Annotated in this window: 22 protein-coding genes and 1 tRNA gene; 12 read left to right on the top strand and 11 right to left on the bottom strand. The window is 68.0% G+C overall.

Annotated elements, in window-relative coordinates:
- Nucleotides 1–29 precede the first annotated feature (29 nt).
- From H7K45_RS17720 to H7K45_RS17710, 3 genes are all read left to right on the top strand, one after another.
- On the top strand, nt 30–1,016 hold the full coding sequence (locus tag H7K45_RS17720; protein WP_263997202.1) for an LLM class F420-dependent oxidoreductase: 987 nt from the start codon (nt 30–32) through the stop codon (nt 1,014–1,016).
- Between the two features lie 68 nt (nt 1,017–1,084).
- Nucleotides 1,085–1,330 (top strand): hypothetical protein, encoded by a 246-nt coding sequence (locus H7K45_RS17715; protein WP_263997201.1) that lies wholly within the window; start codon nt 1,085–1,087, stop codon nt 1,328–1,330.
- Nucleotides 1,331–1,436: 106 nt separating this feature from the next.
- Entirely contained in the window at nt 1,437–1,982 is a 546-nt protein-coding gene (locus H7K45_RS17710) for a CHAP domain-containing protein (RefSeq protein WP_263997200.1), read from the top strand.
- Between the two features lie 67 nt (nt 1,983–2,049).
- Here H7K45_RS17710 and H7K45_RS17705 read toward each other — a convergent pair.
- The 4 genes from H7K45_RS17705 to ponA2 all read right to left on the bottom strand — a co-directional run bounded on the left by H7K45_RS17705 (nt 2,050) and on the right by ponA2 (nt 7,018).
- Nucleotides 2,050–2,123: transfer RNA gene (locus H7K45_RS17705), tRNA-Pro, on the bottom strand.
- Nucleotides 2,124–2,407: 284 nt separating this feature from the next.
- A complete protein-coding gene (gene cds1, locus H7K45_RS17700) occupies nt 2,408–3,511 on the bottom strand; it encodes an L-cysteine desulfhydrase Cds1 (protein WP_263997199.1) in 1,104 nt (367 codons plus the stop codon).
- Nucleotides 3,508–4,479: a metallophosphoesterase gene (locus H7K45_RS17695; protein ID WP_263997198.1), complete on the bottom strand. Its 972-nt coding sequence runs from the start codon at nt 4,477–4,479 to the stop codon at nt 3,508–3,510. Before H7K45_RS17695 ends, cds1 begins: the two co-directional genes overlap by 4 nt.
- Nucleotides 4,480–4,549: 70 nt before the next feature.
- Nucleotides 4,550–7,018: a transglycosylase/D,D-transpeptidase PonA2 gene (ponA2, locus tag H7K45_RS17690; protein WP_263997197.1), complete on the bottom strand. Its 2,469-nt coding sequence runs from the start codon at nt 7,016–7,018 to the stop codon at nt 4,550–4,552.
- A 291-nt stretch (nt 7,019–7,309) separates the two neighbouring features.
- On the opposite strand from ponA2, the gene H7K45_RS17685 reads away from it, so the two are divergent.
- Nucleotides 7,310–7,669 (top strand): WhiB family transcriptional regulator, encoded by a 360-nt coding sequence (locus H7K45_RS17685; protein WP_263997535.1) that lies wholly within the window; start codon nt 7,310–7,312, stop codon nt 7,667–7,669.
- Nucleotides 7,670–7,681: 12 nt separating this feature from the next.
- Here H7K45_RS17685 and bagB read toward each other — a convergent pair whose 3' ends face one another.
- Nucleotides 7,682–8,803: an ATPase BagB gene (gene bagB, locus H7K45_RS17680; protein ID WP_263997196.1), complete on the bottom strand. Its 1,122-nt coding sequence runs from the start codon at nt 8,801–8,803 to the stop codon at nt 7,682–7,684.
- 118 nt (nt 8,804–8,921) lie between these two features.
- On the bottom strand, nt 8,922–9,965 hold the full coding sequence (gene bagA, locus H7K45_RS17675; protein ID WP_263997195.1) for an ATPase BagA: 1,044 nt from the start codon (nt 9,963–9,965) through the stop codon (nt 8,922–8,924).
- A 48-nt stretch (nt 9,966–10,013) separates the two neighbouring features.
- Here bagA and sp36 point away from each other — a divergent pair, with 48 nt between their 5' ends.
- The 3 genes from sp36 to H7K45_RS17660 are packed head-to-tail and all read left to right on the top strand — an operon-like array spanning nt 10,014 to nt 11,455.
- Nucleotides 10,014–10,175, top strand: a complete 162-nt coding sequence (gene sp36 / locus H7K45_RS17670) for a Sp36 family protein (protein WP_263997194.1) — start codon at nt 10,014–10,016, stop codon at nt 10,173–10,175.
- Nucleotides 10,172–10,627, top strand: coding sequence for a RidA family protein (locus H7K45_RS17665; RefSeq protein WP_263997193.1), 456 nt, complete (start codon nt 10,172–10,174; stop codon nt 10,625–10,627). The genes sp36 and H7K45_RS17665 overlap by 4 nt, the downstream gene beginning before the upstream one ends.
- A 48-nt stretch (nt 10,628–10,675) precedes the next feature.
- Nucleotides 10,676–11,455 carry an MBL fold metallo-hydrolase gene (locus tag H7K45_RS17660; RefSeq protein ID WP_263997192.1) on the top strand — a complete coding sequence of 260 codons (780 nt, stop codon included), beginning with the start codon at nt 10,676–10,678 and terminating at the stop codon, nt 11,453–11,455.
- Between the two features lie 57 nt (nt 11,456–11,512).
- Here H7K45_RS17660 and crp read toward each other — a convergent pair whose 3' ends face one another.
- Both crp and H7K45_RS17650 read right to left on the bottom strand, forming a co-directional pair.
- On the bottom strand, nt 11,513–12,187 hold the full coding sequence (gene crp, locus H7K45_RS17655; protein ID WP_263997190.1) for a cAMP-activated global transcriptional regulator CRP: 675 nt from the start codon (nt 12,185–12,187) through the stop codon (nt 11,513–11,515).
- A gap of 99 nt (nt 12,188–12,286) precedes the next feature.
- Nucleotides 12,287–12,610: a hypothetical protein gene (locus H7K45_RS17650; protein WP_263997189.1), complete on the bottom strand. Its 324-nt coding sequence runs from the start codon at nt 12,608–12,610 to the stop codon at nt 12,287–12,289.
- 100 nt (nt 12,611–12,710) lie between these two features.
- Between H7K45_RS17650 and nth the strand changes: the two genes are divergently transcribed.
- Genes nth through marP form a run of 4 tightly spaced genes read left to right on the top strand, consistent with a single transcriptional unit; the run spans nt 12,711 to nt 16,115 of the window.
- Nucleotides 12,711–13,469 (top strand): endonuclease III, encoded by a 759-nt coding sequence (nth, locus tag H7K45_RS17645; RefSeq protein ID WP_263997534.1) that lies wholly within the window; start codon nt 12,711–12,713, stop codon nt 13,467–13,469.
- A gap of 14 nt (nt 13,470–13,483) precedes the next feature.
- Nucleotides 13,484–14,143: a TlpA family protein disulfide reductase gene (locus tag H7K45_RS17640; protein ID WP_263997188.1), complete on the top strand. Its 660-nt coding sequence runs from the start codon at nt 13,484–13,486 to the stop codon at nt 14,141–14,143.
- The gene (locus H7K45_RS17635) at nt 14,143–14,931 is read left to right on the top strand and encodes an NUDIX hydrolase (RefSeq protein ID WP_372512584.1); all 789 of its coding nucleotides are present in this window, start codon (nt 14,143–14,145) and stop codon (nt 14,929–14,931) included. The genes H7K45_RS17640 and H7K45_RS17635 overlap by 1 nt, the downstream gene beginning before the upstream one ends.
- Nucleotides 14,928–16,115: an acid resistance serine protease MarP gene (gene marP, locus H7K45_RS17630; protein ID WP_263997186.1), complete on the top strand. Its 1,188-nt coding sequence runs from the start codon at nt 14,928–14,930 to the stop codon at nt 16,113–16,115. The genes H7K45_RS17635 and marP overlap by 4 nt, the downstream gene beginning before the upstream one ends.
- Before the next feature lie 2 nt (nt 16,116–16,117).
- Here marP and H7K45_RS17625 read toward each other — a convergent pair whose 3' ends face one another.
- Complete coding sequence (locus tag H7K45_RS17625; protein WP_263997533.1) at nt 16,118–17,002, bottom strand: alpha/beta fold hydrolase; 885 nt, start codon at nt 17,000–17,002, stop codon at nt 16,118–16,120.
- A 59-nt stretch (nt 17,003–17,061) separates the two neighbouring features.
- A complete protein-coding gene (locus H7K45_RS17620; protein WP_263997184.1) occupies nt 17,062–17,562 on the bottom strand; it encodes a phage holin family protein in 501 nt (166 codons plus the stop codon).
- 205 nt (nt 17,563–17,767) lie between these two features.
- On the opposite strand from H7K45_RS17620, the gene H7K45_RS17615 reads away from it, so the two are divergent.
- Nucleotides 17,768–18,433: a chymotrypsin family serine protease gene (locus tag H7K45_RS17615; RefSeq protein ID WP_263997532.1), complete on the top strand. Its 666-nt coding sequence runs from the start codon at nt 17,768–17,770 to the stop codon at nt 18,431–18,433.
- Here the strand turns inward: H7K45_RS17615 and H7K45_RS17610 are convergent, their stop codons facing one another.
- Complete coding sequence (locus H7K45_RS17610) at nt 18,434–20,269, bottom strand: NAD(P)/FAD-dependent oxidoreductase (protein ID WP_263997183.1); 1,836 nt, start codon at nt 20,267–20,269, stop codon at nt 18,434–18,436. It lies immediately after the preceding gene.
- Between the last annotated feature and the right edge of the window lie 101 nt (nt 20,270–20,370).

Genomic DNA, 20,370 nt, shown 5'->3' with positions numbered 1-20,370 from the left:
CCACCGCCGAACCGGGGTAGGCGTCTGCCATGACGCGATTCGGCTACACCCTGATGACTGAGCAGAGCGGCCCCAAACAGCTTGTCGAGTACGCAGTTTCGGCCGAGCGACTTGGCTTCGACTTCGAGGTCTCCAGCGACCACTACTCGCCGTGGCTGTCGGCGCAGGGTCACGCCCCCAACGCGTGGACGATGCTTGGCGCGGTCGCGCAGGCCACCGAGCGCGTCGAACTGTTCACCTACGTGACGTGCCCGACGATTCGCTATCACCCGGCGATCGTCGCTCAGCAGGCCGCCACGTTGCAGATCCTCGCCGACGGCAGGTTCACGCTCGGGGTGGGCAGCGGCGAGAATCTCAACGAGCACGTCGTCGGCCAGGGATGGCCGACGGTCAAGCGCCGCCAAGACATGCTGCGCGAGGCCGTGCAGATCATCCGGGAGCTCTTCACCGGCGAGCTGGTGGATTGGAAGGGCGACTACTTCGAAGTCGACTCGGCCCGGCTGTGGGACGTGCTGGACGTGCCCGTGGCCATCGCCGCCGCGGTGTCCGGCGAGCGTTCCATCGAGACGTTCTCGCCGTTGGTCGACCACCTCATCGCCGTCGAACCGGACAAGGATCTGGTCGACGGATGGCACGACGCCCGCAAGGGCACGGGGCTGCCCGGCGATTCGAGGATCGTCGGACAGATCCCCATCTGCTGGGACACCGACGAGGCTGCGGCCGTCGCGAGGGCCCACGAGCAGTTCCGGTGGTTCGCAGGTGGCTGGTCGGTCAACGCCGACCTCCCGACGACCGCGGGCTTCGCGGGTGCCACGCAGTTCGTCCGGAAGGAGGACGTCGCGTCGTCGATCCCGTGCGGGCCGGATCTGGACGCCATCGTCGACGCGGTCCGCGAGTACTGGGAGGCGGGCTTCACCGACATCGCGCTCGTGCAGGTCGGCGACGAGGGGCAGGATCGCTTCCTCGAGCAGGCGGCCGCGCCGCTGCTGGAGAAGCTGCGCGCCGCTGCAGGCTGACCGGTTGGCGGTTTGGGTTCCGCGATACCGGGAAGACGTTTGCTCATGGCAAACGCTAGGGAGGCATCATGCTGACGTCCTTGCTCGTCGGATATGCCGTCGTCGCGGTGGTGGCAGCCGTCGTGGTGTTCGGTGCCAGCGCGCGCCTCGGCGACGAGCGCAGACCGGTCCTTCAGCGGGTCGGACTGAGCCTCGCGGCGGGCGCGGTGTGGCCCGTCATCCTGCTCGGGGTGGCCGAGGTCAGCTCCTTCGCGATGTACGCCAAGGCCCACGAGCACGACGACGAGCCCGAACGGGTGCTCGTCAAGGTCTGACACCCTTTCCGGATGGCGGTCGTCACGATTCGGTACGAAATCGTGACCAAGTTGAGATAAGCTCGCGGGGCGGGTCGGGGAGGGCCATCGCGCGAGAGGTTTTACCATGTCCGATCTTCAGTCGCATGCACACCGCACCACCACGTCGAGGCCGAAGATCTTCGGTGCCGCCGTCCGACGCGGTCTCGCGGCCCTGGCCGTCGCCGCATTCGCCTCGGGCCTGGGTGCCGTCACCGCGGCGCCTGCCTCCGCCGACTCCGTCGACCAGTTCACGGTGCGCAGTGTCGGCCTCACCCAGACGGTCAACCCCGGCACACCCGGCCAGTGCACCTGGGGCGCCGCGCAGAAATGGTTCGAGGCCACCGGCTCGTACCCCGCGATGCGCGGCGACGCCTGGAATTGGGTCAACGCGGCCCAAGCCGCCGGCTACACCGTCGTCGACGCACCCTCGGAACGCTCCATCGTGGTCTTCCAGCCGGGTGCCGCCGGGGCCGGTGGGTACGGCCACGTCGCCTGGGTCGATTCCGTGTCCTCCAGTGGCGGTGCGCAGTGGATCCACGTCACGGAGATGAACGGACTCGCGGGCGAGGGTTTGTGGAACGACCGCGACATCCAGAACGGGCCAGGCATGGCCTACGTGCTGTTGCCCTGACACACCGCGAACATCGGAAGGCCCCAACCGGTGTACCGGTGGGGGCCTTCGATGTGCACGTACGCGGTCGGGGTAGCGGGATTCGAACCCACGACCTCTTCGTCCCGAACGAAGCGCGCTACCAAGCTGCGCCATACCCCGCGTAGAGCGTCGTCAGCTTAACGCACCGAACCAGCCCGACGCGAAACGCCTGGACCGACGGGGTCTGGTGATAGATCGACGCCCGAATGGGTACAAGAAGCGGACACGGAATGTAATTCCGGCCTGGCGACGTTGTAGCCAGCACGTTCGACGAGCCATTCGAGGAGAGGCGTTCACATGACCGGGTTGGGAGCCACGATCTACTTCGGGTTGTTCGCCATCGCCGCACTGTGGTTGTTCGCGACGTCCGAACGCTTTGGCCGCAACGTGTTCGACAGCGGCGATCAGACCCAGGTGCCCGAGCGCTCGAACTCCTGGAGCACCGAGGCCGACCCCGAGGGATCCAGCCCCTGGCTGGTGAGCCACTCCGAGTCGAAGTAGGTGTCGGCGTAGCGTTCCCCCGCGTCGCACAACAGGGTGACCACCGATCCGCTACGACCCGCCGAGATCATCTCGGCCAGCAGCCCGAACGCACCCCAGAGGTTGGTCCCCGTCGACGGCCCGACCTTGCGCCCCAGGACCGCGCTGACGTGATGCGCCGCGGCCACCGACGAAGCGTCGGGCACGACCGTCATGCGGTCGATGACGTCCGGCAGGAACGACGGCTCGACGCGGGGGCGGCCGATGCCCTCGATGCGTGACGACGTCCCCGTGACGTCTCGGCGGCCTTGGGCGTAGGACGGATAGAACGCCGAATTCTCCGGGTCGACGACGCACAACTGGGTGGGGTGGCGCCGATACCGGATGTAGCGGCCGATCGTCGCGCTGGTGCCCCCCGTGCCAGCGCCGACGACGATCCACTCCGGCGCCGGAAACCGTTCCTCGCGCATCTGGTCGAAGATCGACTCGGCGATGTTGTTGTTGCCGCGCCAATCGGTCGCGCGCTCGGCGTTGGTGAACTGGTCGAGGTAGTGCCCGCCCGTCTCCCGTGCCAGTCGTTCCGCCTCGGCGTAGACCTGACCGGATTGGGCGACGAAATGGCAACGGCCGCCCTGTGATTCGATGAGGCGGATCTTGGTGGTGCTGGTCGAGGACGGCATCACGGCGATGAAGGGCAACCCCAGCATCGCGGCGAAGTAGGCCTCCGAGACCGCGGTCGACCCCGACGACGCCTCGATGATCGTGGTGTTCTTCCCAATCCAGCCGTTGCACAGCGCGTAGAGGAACAAGGATCGCGCCAGTCGGTGCTTGAGACTCCCGGTGAGATGGGTCGTCTCGTCCTTCAGGTACAGCTCGACCTGCACGCCGTCGCACCACGCCGACGGCAGCGGATACCGCAGCAGATGGGTGTCGGCGCTACGCCGCGCGTCGGCCTCGATCAGGCGGATCGCGTCATCCACCCACTGACGTGGGTGCCGGCGGACTGCGACGGAGTCGCGGCCGCTCAACGCGCCGAGACGGTCGGGTGCGACACGCTCACCCGGCTGCCCAGGCTGCCCCCGCCGGTCGGCGCGGCCACCAAGGTCAACAGCGTGGCCTCGGGCCGGCAGCAGAAGCGGTACGGCGCATAGGGCGAGGTGCCCAGACCGGCGGAGACGTGCAACTGCATGTGGGCGCCCCACTGCGACGGACCCTTGGCCCGTGACGGATCCAGATCGCAATTGGTCACGACTGCACCCTTGAACGGCAGGCACATCTGGCCGCCGTGGGTGTGCCCCGCCAGCACCAGCTGATAGCCGTCGGCGGCGAAGCGGTCGAGCACGCGGGTGTACGGCGCATGGGTGAGGCCCAGGGTCAGATTCGCCGCCGGACTGGCCGGTCCCGCGATCGTGTCGTAGCGGTCGCGTTTGAGGTGGGGGTCGTCCACACCGGCGGCGGCGACGAGTTGGCCCTTGACCTCGATCTCGCGGCGGGTGTGCGTCATGTCCAGCCAGCCGCGCTCGGTGAACGCCGCGCGCAGGTCCTGCCACGGCAGCGGCTCGCCGGTGATCCGATAGGACGGCTTGAACAGGTAATTGGTGGGGTTCTTCGGCGTCGGGCCGAAGTAGTCGTTGCTGCCGAAGACGAACAAGCCCGGCACCGACAGGAGGTCACCCAGCGCCTGCACCACCGACGGGACGGCCTTGGGGTGCGAGAGGTTGTCACCGGTGTTGATGACGAGGTCGGGCTCCCACGCCGCGAGCTCGCGGATCCACTCCTGCTTGCGTCGCTGCCGCGGCGTCATGTGGAGGTCGCTGAGATGCAGCACCCGCAACGGCGCCGACCCCGGTGTGAGCACCGGCATCGTCGTCTCCCGCACGACGAACGCGTTGCGTTCGATCAGCGTCGCGTAGGCGACGCCCGCGGCCAGCGAGCCCGCGGCCAGCGAGCCGGCCAACGAGGCGGGGTTCTTCAATACCGTCGAACGGGCGAGCATGGGTGCAGCCTACTGCGCGAAGCTGATCGCCACCTCGTCTCCCGAGGGCCAATCGTCGCCCCGCGAACGGTCAGGGCGGTGGAGCAGGTGGCGGCGGGCCCAGCACCGGGACCGTGATGGGCGGCAATCCCGGGATCATCACGACCGTCGAGCCCACCGGCGCGGGGACCGCGTTCGGATCGTTCGGGTCGAGGGGGAGCCCGGGAGGCGGCGGTGGCGGTGCCGGCGCGATGCCGTTGCTGATCTGGATCGTGATGATCGACCCCGGCACGGTTTGACCGTTGGGGGAGGTCCCGACGACCGTGCCCACGGACGAGCCACTGTTGACCGGGGTGGCCTGATCGGCGACCTGGAAGCCGGCGTCCTTCAGACGCTGCCGCGCGAGGTCCTGCGTCATGCCCGCCACGCTGGGCACCTTGGAGCCCGGCGCCCCGTCGACGTAGCGAGGGTCGGTCGGCGGCAGCGCCACGTCGTCCGGGGTGAACTGCTTCATCGCGGTGAACCACGTGCGCGCCGGTTCGTTGCCGCCGTACAGATTGCCAGAACCGCACTGCCGCAGCGGGAACGAGCAGAGGTCCGACGGCGAGGACGAGTCGTCGTAGATGTAGTTGGCCGCGGCGTAGGCGTTGGTGAAGCCCAGGAAGCCCGAGGACCGGTGCGCCTCGGTGGTCCCCGTCTTGCCGGACACCGGCAGGGTCCAGCCGGCCGAACTGGCCGCACTCGCGGCGGTACCGCTCTGGTCGTCCTTGCTCATGGCGTTGGCCAGGGTGTTGGCCAGCCCCTCTGGCACGACCTGCTCGCACGTCTCGGTGGTGACCGAGACGTCCTTGCCGTTGCGGTCGTAGATCTTGTCGATCGGATTCGGCGGGCACCACGTGCCACCCGAGGCGAGCGTGGCCGCCACGTTGGAGAGCTCCAGCGGGTTGACCTCGATGGGCCCCAGGGTGAACGAGCCCAGGTTCTGCCGCTTCACGAAGTCGGCAAGGCTCTCGTTGCTGTCGGGGTCGTACGCGCGGGCCGTTCCCGGCAGCGCGTAGGACCGCAGTCCCAGCTTGACCGCCATGTCGACGGTGCGCTGCACCCCGACCTGGGAGATCAGTTTGGCGAAGGCGGTGTTGGGCGAGGTCGCCAACGCGTCGGTGACGCTAATGGCGCCGCGGTAGCTGCCGTCGTTGAGCACGCACCACGTGGCCGCCGGGCATCCCTTCGCGCCGCCGCTGCCGAGCCCCTTGGCCTCGAAGCGGCCCGGAGCGTCGAGCTGGGCGTTGATGCCCATGCCCATCTCCAGCGCCGCCGAGGTGGTGAACACCTTGAAGATGGATCCTGCGCCGTCACCCACCAGGGAGAAGGGTTGCGGTTGCATGGTCTCGCCGGCGTCGCTGTTGAGCCCGTAGGTGCGGTTGGACGCCATCGCCACGATCGGGTGAGAGTCCTTGCCGGGCTTGATGACACTCATCACGCTGGCGACGCCGTCGATGTCCGGCGCGGCGAAGTTGGTGATCGAGGACTTCACCGAATTCTGGATGTCGGGGTCCAGCGTGGTCTTGATGAGGTAGCCGCCCTTGGCGACCTGTTCCTTGCTGATGCCGGCGCGGGCCAGGTAGTCCAGCACGTAGTCGCAGAAGAAGGCGCGGTCGCCCGCGGCGATGCATCCGCGAGGCAGTTCGTTGGGTTGGGGGAGCACGCCGAGTGGCTCCTGCTTCGCCGCCCGTAACGCGTCGGCCTCCTGCGGCACGTTGTCGATCATGGTGTCCAGCACCACGTTGCGACGTTCCAGGGCGCCCTCGGGGTTGGTGTAGGGATTCAGGGCGCTGGTCGACTGCACCATGCCGGCCAGCAGCGCGGCCTGCTGCCAGTTCAACTGCGAGGCATCGACGCCGAAGTAGGTCTGCGCGGCGTCCTGCACGCCGAAGGCGCCGTTGCCGAACGACACCAGGTTCAGGTACCGCGTCAGGATCTCCGACTTGGTGAAGGTCTTGTCCAACGTCAACGCCATGCGGATCTCGCGCAGCTTGCGAGCGGGCGTGGTCTCGATCGCGGCGCGCTTCTCGGCGTCGGTCTGCGCGATCACCAGCAGCTGGTAGTTCTTGACGTACTGCTGTTCCAGCGTCGAACCGCCGCGGGTGTCGGCGGCGCCGGTCACGTAGCCCGACAGACCGGTGAGCGTGCCCTTCCAGTCGACGCCGTTGTGCTCGGCGAAGCGCTTGTCCTCGATGGAGACGATCGCCAACTTCATCGCGTTGGCGATCTGGTCGCTGCGCACCTCGAACCGGCGCTGGTTGTACAGCCACGCGAGCGGGTTGCCCTTGGCGTCGACCATCGTCGACACCGCGGGGACCTCGCCCTCCACCAGCTGGGCCGAACCGTTGGCGACGACGTCGGACGCGCGGTTCGACATCAGGCCAAAGCCGCCGACGAGCGGGAACATCAGGCCCGCGGCGACGACGCTGGCCAGCAATACGCACCAGGCGAGCTTGATCAGCGTGACCGCTGCGGGCGCGCGCCGAGGGGACGGCGTCGCCTGCGATCGGTCGGACATGGCTACAGAGTAGCCACGCAGACGGGATGGATCCTTACCAGCACCGCAGTGGTACCGCAGACCCCTCGGGCACGCACTGCGCAACCGCAAATCCTGGACGAAGATGTATCACGGCACGGTCGTCCCAAAAATTCGTGATTTAGCTGTTGCGCAAAACCCCCCTGACCACCTAGCTTTGACTGACAGTGCGATCTAGGTAACACTCCCAATCGCAATGTGGCGTAGATCGCAATGGCGAACTACACCGAAGACTGCGCCGCCGCAGGGGGCGGCTGGACGAAGGGATCGCTGGTGTCAGGAATACGGCCCGCGGCGCGCAGGACAGTCACGAGTTCCCCAGTCAACGGTGTGGTGGTTCAAAGCGCCGAAGCAGAAGCACGCATCGCCTGGGTCTCCCAGGCCCGTTGCCGCCAGGCCGATCCCGACGAGTTGTTCGTCCGCGGGGCCGCGCAGCGCAAGGCCGCCGTGATCTGCCGGCACTGCCCGGTGATCTCCGAATGCGGCGCCGACGCCCTGGACAACCGCGTCGAGTTCGGCGTGTGGGGTGGCATGACCGAACGTCAGCGCCGGGCGTTGCTCAAGCAGCACCCCGAGGTCGTGTCCTGGGCCGACTTCTTCGCCGCTCAGCGCAAGCACCGCAGCGCCGTCTGAGGACCGCCCGGCTCACTCCGCCAGGCTGCCGGTGATCTGATCGGCGATCGCGCGGAGCGCCTCGAGGTCCGAGACGTCGAACGGCAGTGACGGCACCCCGACGATGGCCACCTGCGGGTTGGCCCCGGTGAACCGCGACAGCAGTCGTACCTCGCGCTTGGCGGTCTGAGCCCGATCGGCGTGAATTCGCAGCACTGCCGCGGCCAACGCGTCGTCGTCGGTCAGCTGATCCGCCGACTCCCTGGCCTTGTCGATCTGCAGATCGCACAGCGTCGGATGCGTGCGGTTCAGGATGAGCCCGGCAAGCGGCATCTTCTCCGAGGACAACCGGTCGACGAAGAAGGACGCCTCCCGCAGCGCGTCGGGCTCGGCGGCAGAGACGACGACGAACTGGGTGCCCCGGCGCTTCAACAATTCGTAGGTGCGGTCCGCCTTCTCTCGGAACCCGCTGAACGTCGAGTCCAGCGCCTGCACGAAACCTGCGGCGTCGGACAGCATTTGCGAACCCAACACCGTCGAGAGCGCCTTCATCGCCAACCCCACCGCACCGGTCACCAGCTTGCCGATGCCTCGCCCCGGCGCCAGCAGCAGGCGCCACAGCCGGCTGTCCATGAAGCTGCCGAGCCGTTTCGGAGCGTCCAGGAAGTCCAACGCGTTGCGCGACGGGGGAGTGTCCACCACGACCAGGTCCCACTTGTCCTCGCCGAGGAGCTGGCCCAGTTTCTCCATCGCCATGTACTCCTGCGTGCCCGCCAGAGACGTTGCGACGGTTTGGTAGAACTGGTTCTCCAAGATCGCGTCGGCGCGGTCGCCGCCGGAGTACTGGATGACCATCTCGTCGAACGTGCGACGCATGTCGAGCATCATCGCGTGCAGTTCACCGGACACCTCGGGGGCCAGCGGCACGCGCTGTGGCGTGTTGCCGAGGTCCTTGATGCCCAACGCCTGAGCCAGCCGCTTGGCCGGGTCGATGGTCAACACGACCACGGTGCGGCCGTACTCCGCGGCCCGCAGCGCCATCGCCGCGGCGGTCGTGGTCTTCCCGACACCGCCTGCGCCGCAACACACCACGACGCGATTGGACCGATCGGTGAGAATCGACTGAAGGTCGAGTGGGGTGGGTGCGGGGCTCATCTCAACCTCATTCTCTTCGCGCAAGCGCTCATCGGCCTCATTCTCTGTGCGCGAGCGCTCATCGGCCTCATTCTCTGTGCGCGAGCGCTCATCGGCCTCATTCTCTGTGCGCGAGCGCTCATCGGACGCCTTGCTGGGAAAGCGCTTCGGCCAGTTCGTACAGGCTGCCAAGGTCGACGCCGTCGGAGATGGCGGGCAGTTCCAGGCGCGGAACGTCGACCTCGTCGAGAAGGGCCGCGCTCTCGGCGCGCGCGCTGATCCGCGTCGCGTGCTGAATGGTCTCGGTGAGCAGACCGGCGAAATCCGTGTCGCTCAACGTGATTCCCACCTTGGCCAAGCCCGCACGCACCGCGTCCGCGTCGACGTCACCCTCGGCGGCCTTCACCAGGTCGTCGGCATCGAGATAGGCGGGGATGTTGCGGTTGACGATCACGCTGCCGATCGGCAACCCGAGATCCCTGAGCTCGTCGACGGCCTCGAGGGTCTCCTGAATGGGCAGGGCCTCCAGCAGCGTGACGAGATGGATGGCCGTGAGCTCGGAGTGCAGCAGCTTGACCACGCCGTCGGCCTGGGAGTGCACGGGACCGCCCTTGGCCAGGTCCGAGACCGCCTTGGTGACGTCGAGGAAGCGGGCGATGCGGCCGGTCGGCGGCGAGTCGACCACGACGGCGTCGTATGCGGTCGGCTTGCCCTTGCCCTTGCCGGCGTCCTTCTGAGACCGCACCACGATCTCCTTGACCTTGCCGGTGAGCAGCACGTCGCGCAGGCCCGGAGCGATCGTCGTCGCGAATTCGACGGCGCCGATGCGGCGCATCGCCCGGCCCGCGATGCCGAGGTTGTAGAACATGTCGAGGTATTCGAGGAACGCCGCCTCGGTGTCGATGGCCAGCGCGTTGACCTGACCGCCGCGCTCGGCGGTCGCGATCTTGACCTCCTCGTACGGCAACGGCGGCACGTCGAAGAGTTGGGCGATGCCTTGGCGGCCCTCGACTTCGACGAGCAGCACCTTGCGCCCGCCTGCGGCAAGCGCCAGAGCCAGCGACGCGGCGATCGTCGACTTTCCCGTCCCGCCCTTGCCGGTCACGAAGTGCAGTCGCGCCTTGTTCAACCGGGAGGGCCAGCCAATGGAACGACTGCTGGAATCGGGAACGTCGTTGCTCACTCCTGCATGCTAGCCATCGGATGCACGCACACCGATAAGCTCGGCTCCATGAGCGAACCGACCCGGTGGGAATACGTGACAGTGGCACTACTGACCCACGCGACCAAGCAGATCCTCGATCAATGGGGTGAGGACGGGTGGGAGCTGGTCTCCGTGGTTCCCGGGCCCACCGGCGAGCAGCTCGTCGCCTACATGAAGCGGCCCAAGTGACGATCTCGGAACGTTTGACGGAGCTGGGCCTCGAGCTGCCCGCGGTCGTCGCGCCCCTGGCCGCCTACGTGCCCGCCGTACGGACGGGCAACCTGGTGTACACCTCCGGGCAGCTGCCGATGGTCGACGGCGAACTGCCGAAGGCGGGCAAGGTCGGCGCCGAGGTCACCGCCGAGGAGGCGAAGGAGTTGGCGCGCACGTGTGCGCTCAACGCGCTGGCCGCCGTGCACGCCCTCGTCGGCGTCGATTCGGTGGTTCGGGTGGTCAAGGTGGTCGGATTCGTCGCGTCCGCACCAGGTTTCAACGGTCAGCCCGGCGTGGTCAACGGTGCGTCGCAACTGCTCGGTGACGTCTTCGGCGACGCCGGAGTGCATGCTCGCTCGGCGGTCGGGGTGTCGGAGTTGCCGCTGAACGCGCCGGTGGAAGTGGAGCTGATCGTAGAGGTCGCGTGAGCGACAGTGGGGCGGAGGTCGCGTGAGCGACAGTGGGGCGGAGGTCGCGTGAGCGGGCCTGCCCACCCCGCGTACGGGACGCTGCGCCGCGTCACCGACACGGCGTCGGTGCTGTTGTGCGACAACCCCGGTCTGATGACGCTCGAAGGCACCAACACCTGGGTGCTGCGTGGGCCGGGTAGCGACGAGATGGTGGTCGTAGACCCGGGCCCGGCCGACGACGCGCACATCGAGCGGATCGCGGCGCTTGGCAAGATCCCGCTGGTCTTGATCAGTCACAAGCACGGCGACCACACCGACGGGATCGACAAACTCGTCGACCGAACCGGCGCCGTCGTCCGGGCCGTGGGCAGTGGATTCCTGCGCGGGCTGGGCGGTCCGTTGACCGACGGCGAGGTGATCGACGCCGCCGGGGTGCGCATCACGGTCATGGCCACGCCGGGGCACACCGCGGACTCGCTGTCGTTCGTGGTCGACGATGCCGTCTTCACCGCGGACACGGTGCTGGGCCGTGGCACCACCGTCATCGACAACGAGGACGGCAGCCTGCGCGACTACCTGGAGTCGTTGCGGCGGCTCCGCGGACTGGGCAACCTGGCCGTACTCCCGGGCCACGGACCGGATCTCGGTGATCTCGAGGCGGTGACGGGGGCCTATCTCGCCCATCGTGAGGACCGGTTGAACCAGGTGCGTGAGGCACTCCGGGTGCTCGGGGACGACGCGACCGCCCGTCAGATCGTCGAGCACGTGTACACCGACGTCGACGAGAAGCTGTGGGAGCACGCCCAGTGGAGCGTGCAGGCCCAACTGGACTACCTCAGAGCGTGACTCGTGCACGTTCACCCGCGGTCACCGCGGGTCCGGGTGCACGAATCGCACGGAGGGCTACCTGGCGCGGCGGGCCAGTCGCTCGGAATCGCTGATCAACACGCTCTTGCCCTCCAGCCGAATCCAGCCACGATGGGCGAAGTCGGCCAGGGCCTTGTTGACCGTCTCGCGGGAGGCGCCGACCAGCTGGGCGATCTCCTCCTGGGTCAGGTCGTGGGTGACGCGCAGCGCGCCGCCCTCCTGGGTGCCGAAGCGCTGGGCGAGTTGCAGCAGCTGCTTGGCGACGCGGCCGGGGACGTCGGTGAAGATGAGGTCGGCGAGGTTGTTGTTGGTGCGGCGCAGGCGACGGGCCAGCACGCGCAGCAACTGCTCGGCGATCTCGGGGCGGTCGGCGATCCACGCGCGCAGCGCTTCCCGGTCCATCGACACCGCGCGAACCTCGGTGATGGTGGTGGCACTGGAGGTGCGGGGGCCGGGATCGAAGATCGACAGCTCGCCGAACATGTCCGACGGACCCATGATCGTCAGCAGATTCTCCCGGCCGTCCGGTGAGCGGCGGCCGATCTTCACCTTGCCGGAGATGATGATGTAGAGCCGATCTCCCGGCTCGCCTTCGGCGAACACGGTGTGGCCACGCGGAAAGTCGACGGGCTGCAATTGCTTGGTCAGCGCGGAGACCGCAGTCGGTTCCACTCCCTGGAAGATTCCGGCCCTGGCCAGGATCTCGTCCACGTTGCCCCTTAACACCGTCGGAAATATGTCACGCGAAGACCACCCCGGGCGGGATGGCGAATTCAGTCTAAGCGCTGAGGTCTTCGCGACGTGCCAACGCTACACACGAAAGGCGTGGCGGGTCGGCCGAAATTCCGTATTCGATTCGTGCGGAATGATCATGCGCGTCGGCACGTCGCGGGATGCCCGTGCGAACACGCTCGTCCGGCAGACGTCGTCATATCCGTCGTCGAGCAATTCGTAGGACTCGACGGCCCTCGTCCGGGCGGCGGGCTTGGCGCAGACCGCCTTGGCCCGTTCGACCGACGCGGTGACGTCGGCGGGAGACACGGTGTCGTCGTCGAGTCCGGCCTCCAAACGGCTCAGCCCGAAGGTCGCCAACATCAGCAACCCAGGGATGAAGACGACCAGCAACCAGGACACATGGCGAAGTAAACACGCCGAAGGTCTCAGGGCGATCACGAAATGCCACCGGTCCGCGCTTACACTCGTCGGTTGGCTCAGTAGGCTGGCTGGCGTGGCAATGCGCGCAGTGACGGCCCCCAAATCCGCCAAGTACGACACCGAAACGCCCACCGGCTTGGTTCGTCGCGCACGACGAATGAATCGGACGCTGTCCCAAGCCTTTCCGCACGTCTACTGCGAACTGGACTTCACGAATCCGCTGGAGCTGGCGGTTGCCACCATCCTGTCGGCTCAAAGCACCGACAAGGGCGTCAACCTCGCGACCCCGGCGTTGTTCGCCAAGTACCGCACAGCCGCGGACTACGCCGGCGCCGATCGCGAGGAGTTGGAGGCGCTGGTTCGCACCACCGGCTTCTACCGGAACAAGGCCAATTCGCTGATGCGGCTTGGCCAGGAGTTGGTCGAGCGGTTCGACGGAGAGGTGCCACGGACTCTCGAGGAACTGGTGACGCTGCCGGGCATCGGCCGCAAGACCGCCAACGTCATTCTCGGCAATGCCTTCGACATCCCGGGCATCACCGTCGACACCCACTTCGGCAGGCTGGTGCGCCGCTGGCGGTGGACCGAACTCGAGGATCCAGTCAAGGTGGAGTTCGCGATCGGCGAGCTGATCCCCCGCAAGGAGTGGACCCTGCTGAGCCACCGGGTGATCTTCCACGGTCGCCGGGTGTGTCACGCCAAGAAGCCGGCGTGCGGCGTGTGCGTGCTGGCCAAGGACTGCCCGTCATTCGGCCTCGGCCCGACGGATCCGCTGGCCGCCGCGGCGTTGGTGAAGGGCCCCGAGACCGAACACCTGCTGTCGCTGGCCGGGCTGTAGAGCACGTCGGAGTCATGCGCGCCTCCACCCGGTGGACCCTGGCGGGTCTGGTCGTCATCGTCGCGCTGGTCGTCGCGCTGTGGCGGGAAATCGGCGCCGACGACCCGGCGGGGGTGACCGGTGCCGGCTCGAGCGCCGGAGTGGCCAGGGAACACCGCGACGCCGACACCGCGGAGGCGTTGTCGGGCCCGCGTGCGCGGGCCGGGCTGCCGCCCTGCCCCGCGCCGGCGACATCGCACGGGGGCCCGGCGGCTTTGGCCGGGGTCACCGTCGAGTGCGCCGCCGACGGCAGCCGCGCCGACGTCGGAGCCATGGTCGAGGGCCGCAACGTGGTGCTCAACCTGTGGGCCTACTGGTGCGGACCCTGCGCCGACGAACTGCCCGCGATGGCGCAGTACCAGCAGCGGACCGGGCCGGCGGTCACGGTGCTGACGGTGCACCAGGACGAGAACGAGACCGCCGCCCTGCTGCGGCTCGCAGAACTCGGCGTCAAGCTGCCCACCCTGCAGGACGGCCGACGGCTCGTCGCCGCGGCGCTGAAGGTGCCCAATGTCATGCCCGCCACCGTCGTGCTGCGTTCGGACGGTACGGTGGCCAAAATCCTGCCGCGTGCATTCACCAGCGCCGATGACATCGCCGCGGCAGTGAACCCGGTGATCGGAGTGCGCGGTTGATCTCGAACGGTGACGGGGGATCGACGGTCGCCCTCGATGCCGCGGCCGCCCCGTCCTGGCTCACCCCGCTACTCGACAACGTCGGCGACGTGCCCCGCGCCTACCGCGAGCGCGTGCCCGCTGACGTGCTGGCCGCCATCACCAACGCCAACGCCACGGCCACGCGCACCGGAGCCAAGCGCGACGCCGCGGTGCTGGTGCTGTTCTCCGGGCCGTCGGACTCACCGTCGGGCGGGCTGCCCCCCGACGCCGATCTGCTGCTCACCGTGCGCGCCTCGACCCTGCGCCAGCACGCCGGGCAGGCCGCCTTTCCGGGCGGCGCGGCCGACCCCGGTGACGACGGTCCGGTCGGCACCGCGCTGCGGGAGGCCAACGAGGAGACCGGCGTCGACGTGACGAGGTTACGACCGCTGACCACGCTCGACCGGATGTTCATCCCGCCGTCGGGCTTTCACGTCGTGCCGGTCCTGGCCTATTCGCCCGATCCGGGGCCGGTCGGCGTCGTCGACCACGCCGAGACCGCGATCGTGGCCCGCGTCCCGGTGCGCGCCTTCGTCAATCCCGAGAACCGGCTGATGGTGTACCGCAAGGAGAACACCACCCGTTTCGCAGGCCCCGCCTTCATGCTGAATCAGATGCTCGTGTGGGGTTTCACCGGTCAGGTCATCTCGGCAATTCTCGACGTCGCGGGCTGGGCGCAGCCGTGGGACACCGACGACGTGCGCGAACTCGACGTGGCGATGGCGCTCGTCGGCGGCGGTAGCGATTACCGTGAGGGCCCACAATGACTTCGTCGCAGTGGCTTGATCTGGCCGTCCTCGCCATCGCCTTCGTCGCGGCCATCTCCGGATGGCGCTCCGGGGCACTTGGCTCGCTGCTGTCCTTCGTCGGGGTGATCCTCGGTGCGGTGGCCGGCGTGCTGCTCGCACCGCACGTCGTCGGTCACGTCGACGGACCCCGCACCAAGCTGTTCGTCGCGCTGTTCCTGATCCTCGGGCTCGTCGTGATCGGCGAGATCGCCGGCGTGGTGCTGGGCCGCGCGGTGCGGGGCGCGATCCGCAACGGGGGTCTGCGCACCGTCGACTCCATCGTCGGAGTCGGGTTGCAACTCGTCGCGGTGTTGGTGGCGGCCTGGCTCCTGGCCACCCCGCTGACCTCCTCGGACCAACCCAATCTTGCCGCGGCCGTGCGTGGTTCGCGCGTGCTTTCGACGGTCGACGAGGCCGCCCCGGCATGGTTGAAGCGGGTCCCGACCCGGTTGTCGTCGCTGCTGGACACCTCCGGGCTGCCCGACGTGCTGCAACCGTTCGGCCGCACCCCGATCGTGAACGTCGACGCGCCGGATGCCGCACTGGCCACCGATCCCGTGGTCGCGGCGACCCGGCCGAGCGTGCTCAAGATTCGCGGCGTGGCCACCAGCTGCCAAAAGGTGCTCGAGGGCAGCGGTTTCGTCGTCGCACCCAACCGCGTGATGTCCAATGCCCACGTGGTCGCCGGGTCCGAGAGCGTGACCGTGGAGTCCGACGGCAAGACTTACGACGCGACGGTCGTCTCCTACGACCCGAACGCCGACATCTCCATCCTCGACGTCCCCGATTTGCCAGCCAAGCCGCTGCAATTCGACATGCAGGAGGCGGCCAGCGGCACCGACGCGTTGGTGATGGGCTATCCCGGTGGCGGCGAATTCACCGCTACCCCGGGCCGCATCCGCGAGATCATCCAGCTCAACGGACCCGACATCTACCACACGTCGACGGTGACCCGTGAGGTGTACACCATCAGAGGCACTGTCCGGCAGGGCAATTCGGGTGGCCCGTTGATCGACAAGGACGGCAAGGTGCTCGGCGTCGTGTTCGGCGCGGCCGTCGACGACGCCGACACCGGCTTCGTGCTCACCTCCACCGAGGTGGAGAAGCAGATGGCCAAGGTCGGCAACACCCAGCGGGTGTCGACCGACACCTGCATCTCCTGACCTCAGCTGCCCGCGAGGAACCTCGCGAGTTGCTCGTTGACGAGGTTCGGATTCTCCTCGTGGGCGAAGTGCCCCGCGTCGGCGACGGAGACGTACCGCCCGTGGGGCACGAGTTTCTGCGTCCGTCGTACCGGGTCGGCGAGCACGTAGGGGTCGGCGTCGCCGCGCACGTGCAGCACGGGCACCGACACCGGGCGCTTCATCGACCGCATGAAGCGACGACCCTCGCTGCGAAGTTGACTGCGCACCGCCCACCGCTGGTACTCCAGCGCCGAGTGCGCCGCCGACGGGATTCGAATGGCCTGCCGCAGATGGGCCATCGACTCGGAGAAGTCCTCGCAGGCTTGCCAATTGGCCCCGGCCCTACTGCGGACGAGGGTCTCGAGTTCGGCCGCGTCATCCCGAGTGAGCGATCGTTCCGGCCACGCGGGCAGCTGGTAGCGCAGCAAGGACGGCAACAGCGCCATGCCCTGGTCCCGCCGCGTCAGCGCCGAGGCGCGAAGGGCGACCGGATGCGGCGAGCTGACCACCGCGATGGAGCGCACCACGCGAGGATGGAGCACCGAGGTGGCCCAGCAGACCAGACCACCGTCGGCGTGCCCGACCAGCGTCGCGGTCTCGTGCCCGAGCGCGCGGACCAGGCCGGCGGTGTCACCGGCCAGCGTCCACCCGTCGTAGCCGCGGGGCGGCTTGTCGCTGCCGCCGTACCCCCGCAGGTCCACCGCCACGACCCGCGCACCCCGCAACCCGCGGAGCTGGTGTCGCCAGGACCACCAGAACGAGCCGAAGCCGTGCAAGAGGATCACCAGCGGTTGATCGCCGGAGGCGTCGTCGGAGGGGTTCGCCTCGACGACGTGGAAGCGAATCCCGTTGGCGTGCACGTCCATGTGCCGCCACGGACCCGCGATGCGGGTGACCGACGGGTCGGGTGGCGGGGAGCCCGCCACTACCAGCCGGAGGGATCAGCCGTCGGCGCGGCCGGCTTCGCCGGGGTCTTGTCGCCGCCGGGCACCAACGCGACCCGTGCCTCCTTGACCGAGGCGATGGTCTTCTGTGGGCCGCGGATCTTGCGCACCTTGCGGTAGCCCAAGAACGCCAGCAGACCGGTGACCAGCAGCATCAGGCCGAAGACGATCAGGTCGGCCGCCCACTTCTGCAGCCACAGGTCCAGCAGATCGGCGACGAAGAAGAAGAAGAAGAACGTGGAGTAGAACAGGACGACGAGGGCGAGCACGAAGTAGACGCTGCCCGTGAGCCCCTTCTTGACGTCGCGGGTGATCTCGGCGCGCGCTAGTTCGACTTCCGCACGCACCAGGGTGGACATCTGCGCCGTCGCGTCCTTGACCAAATCGCCCACTGATGGATCGGGCTTCGGTGCGTGCGGATCCACCAAGGGAATCGAGGTCACCGTCGTCGGAACGCCGCTCTTGCGGTCGCCATCACTCACGGACACGTCCTCCACGCTCGAAGTAACTCTCCCGCATGTCTTGGGGGTCGGCGCCCATGTTGCCATGTCGAGGGCCACGCAACGATTCCGGCCGACGTTAGACTGGCCGGGCTTGGCCGTCGGCCGGGGCAGTGCCGGAGGAGGGTCGTTGCAGTTCGTGCGAAGTCATCGGAGCCAGTTCGTCCTGTCCGCGCTCTTCGTCGTCCTGGTCGCCGCCCTGACCTCACCACAGCTGGCGGTGTCCCACGCCGAGGACAAGGTGGTCCTCGGCGGCGGATCGGGGATCGTCATCGACGGCGACACGTTCTGCACGCTGACCACCATCGGCAACGACTCCAAGGGCAACCTGATCGGCTTCACCTCCGCGCACTGCGGCGGCCCCGGCGCCCAGGTGGCCTCCGAACGCGCCCCCTCCAGCGGCGTCGTCGGCACGATGGTCGCCGGCAACGACGGTCTCGACTACGCGGTGATCCAGTTCGACCCGGCCAAGGTTCAGCCGGTCAATTCGATCGACGGCTTCGAGATCGACGGCCTCGGCCCCGATCCGGCGTTTGGCGAGAACGCATGCAAGCTCGGCCGCACCACGGGCCAGTCGTGCGGCGTCACGTGGGGGCCGGGCGACAAACCCGGCACGATCCTCAACCAGGTGTGCGGGCAGCCCGGCGACTCCGGCGCGCCGGTGACTGTGAACAACCTGCTGGTCGGCATGATCCACGGTGCCTTCAGCGAGGACCTGCCGACCTGCGTGGTCAAGTTCATTCCGCTGCACACCCCGGCGGTCACCATGTCGATGACGTCGATCTTGGCCGACATCGACGCGAAGAACAGACCGGGCTCGGGTTTCGTCCCGGTCGGCGCTCCTGCTGCCTGATTAGCTCAGGTGATGTACCTCCTGTAGCCCGTAGACGGGCGTCGGCAGCCCTTCGTAGCGCGCCTTGAGTTGCAGGGCGAGATACAGCGAATAGTGCCGGGACTGATGCAGATTCCCGCCGTGGAACCACAGATTCTCCTGCTGCGTCGGCTTCCACATGTTGCGCTGCTCGCCCTCCCACGGACCTGGATCCTTCGTCGTGCCGCTGCCCAGCCCCCAGACCTTGCCGACCTCGTCGGCGACGTCCTGGCCGATGAGGTCGGCCGCCCAGCCATTCATCGAGCCGTAGCCGGTCGCGTAGACGACGACGTCGGCGGGCAGCACCGTGCCGTCGGTGAGCACCACCGCATCCTCGGTGAGCTTCTCGACCTGACCTTGGGCCAGCTTGATGGTGCCGTCGGCGACGAGGTCGCACGCGCCGACGTCGATGTAGTAGCCGGAACCGCGGCGCAGGTACTTCATGAAGAGCCCGGAGTCGTCGTCGCCGAAGTCCAAGTCGAAACCGGCGGCGGTCAGCCGGTCGTAGAACTCCTTGTCGCGCTCCCGGATGGCGTCGTAGATCGGGATCTGGAACTCGTGCATGATCTTGTACGGCAGCGACGCGAACGTCAGGTCGGCCTTCTCGGTCGTCATGCCGGACGCCACGGCCCGCTCGGAGTACAGGTCGCCGAGGCCGATCTCCATCAGGGAGTCCGACTTCACGATGTGCGTCGACGAGCGCTGCACCATCGTGGTGTCCACGCCGTTCTCGACGAGTGCCTTGCAGATGTCGTGGGCGGAGTTGTTGGAGCCGATCACCACCGCGCGCTTGCCGACGTAGCGGTCCGGGCCGGGATGTGCGCTGGAGTGGTGTTGCTCGCCGCGGAAGACGTCCTGGCCGGGCAGCGTCGGAATGCTCGGTTTGCCGGACATGCCGGTGGCCAGCACCAGCTGCGTGGGGTGCAGCGTCAGGCGTTCCCCGTCGCGGTCGACCTCGACGGTCCACTGCTTCTCGGTCTCGTCGAACGAGGCGGACAGGCAGGTGGTCTTCGACCAGTAGGGCACCTCCATGACGCGGGTGTAGAACTCCAGCCAGTCGCCGATCTTGTCCTTCGGTGCGAACACCGGCCAGTTCTGCGGGAAGGGCATGTACGGCAGGTGGTCGTACCAGACCGGATCGTGCAGGCACAGCGACTTGTAGCGCTTGCGCCACTGGTCGCCCGGACGGTCGTGCTTGTCGACCACGATCGCGGGGACGCCCATTTGGCGCAGTCGCGCACCGAGCGCGATGCCGCCCTGACCGCCGCCGACCACGAGTGCATACGGCTGCGTGGTGTAGCCGAGTGCCGCCTCCTCGTCGGCCCGTTTCTCTGCCCACGACCTGGTGTCGGCGTCGGACCCGTGCACCGCACCCAGCACCCGGGTGACGCCCTTGCGCTCCTCGTGGCCCTTGAGCTCCTGCATGGCGGTGAGAAGCGTCCACGCTACGTCGTTTCCTTCTGGGTCGCCCTTGAGGCGAAGGTGCCCGGTGCCGCGGCCGACGGCGGTCTCGAACTCGATGAAGGCGCTGGTGACGTCACCGTCTTCGGTCGGCTCCTCCCTGGTGCGAAAACCCGACGGGCTGGTCTCGGCGAGCCGGGCGGTGAGCATGTCGGTCACGCCGTCGCGACCCTCCACCGTCTTGATGTTCCAGGTGAAGGACACCAGATCGCGCCAGAAGCAGTCGACGGCAAACATGCCGGCCGCGCGTGCGACGTCCCGCTCGGCCAGCGCCGTCTCGAAGTCGGCGAGCCACGCGTCGATACGGGCCGAGGGCGTGAGGACGGTCCCGGCTGGCTTTTCAATCGTGTCAGTCATGTGACTCAGAGCACACCACCATTGGCGGACCGCGCAAGGGTTGCAGCGGGTTGCACGTGCGTCGACGGCCCGGGATGCAACGGGGTGCAACTCTTTCGAAC

This window comes from Mycobacterium yunnanensis, assembly GCF_025823185.1.
Lineage (GTDB): Bacteria > Actinomycetota > Actinomycetes > Mycobacteriales > Mycobacteriaceae > Mycobacterium > Mycobacterium yunnanensis.
The sequence above is the reverse complement of the archived record's forward strand: the minus strand, read 5'-3'. Positions and strand labels throughout refer to the sequence as shown.

What these genes read in the sequence shown, in the direction of transcription:
- H7K45_RS17625 (WP_263997533.1), bottom strand. Translation starts at nt 17,002, where the DNA reads ATGGACGTGCACGCCAACGGGATTCGCTTCCACGTCGTCGAGGCGAAC.
- H7K45_RS17720 (WP_263997202.1), top strand. Translation starts at nt 30, where the DNA reads ATGACGCGATTCGGCTACACCCTGATGACTGAGCAGAGCGGCCCCAAA.
- H7K45_RS17710 (WP_263997200.1), top strand. Translation starts at nt 1,437, where the DNA reads ATGTCCGATCTTCAGTCGCATGCACACCGCACCACCACGTCGAGGCCG.
- nth (WP_263997534.1), top strand. Translation starts at nt 12,711, where the DNA reads ATGCGCGCAGTGACGGCCCCCAAATCCGCCAAGTACGACACCGAAACG.
- sp36 (WP_263997194.1), top strand. Translation starts at nt 10,014, where the DNA reads ATGAGCGAACCGACCCGGTGGGAATACGTGACAGTGGCACTACTGACC.
- marP (WP_263997186.1), top strand. Translation starts at nt 14,928, where the DNA reads ATGACTTCGTCGCAGTGGCTTGATCTGGCCGTCCTCGCCATCGCCTTC.
- H7K45_RS17610 (WP_263997183.1), bottom strand. Translation starts at nt 20,269, where the DNA reads ATGACTGACACGATTGAAAAGCCAGCCGGGACCGTCCTCACGCCCTCG.
- ponA2 (WP_263997197.1), bottom strand. Translation starts at nt 7,018, where the DNA reads ATGTCCGACCGATCGCAGGCGACGCCGTCCCCTCGGCGCGCGCCCGCA.
- H7K45_RS17640 (WP_263997188.1), top strand. Translation starts at nt 13,484, where the DNA reads ATGCGCGCCTCCACCCGGTGGACCCTGGCGGGTCTGGTCGTCATCGTC.
- H7K45_RS17695 (WP_263997198.1), bottom strand. Translation starts at nt 4,479, where the DNA reads ATGCTCGCCCGTTCGACGGTATTGAAGAACCCCGCCTCGTTGGCCGGC.
- H7K45_RS17715 (WP_263997201.1), top strand. Translation starts at nt 1,085, where the DNA reads ATGCTGACGTCCTTGCTCGTCGGATATGCCGTCGTCGCGGTGGTGGCA.
- bagB (WP_263997196.1), bottom strand. Translation starts at nt 8,803, where the DNA reads ATGAGCCCCGCACCCACCCCACTCGACCTTCAGTCGATTCTCACCGAT.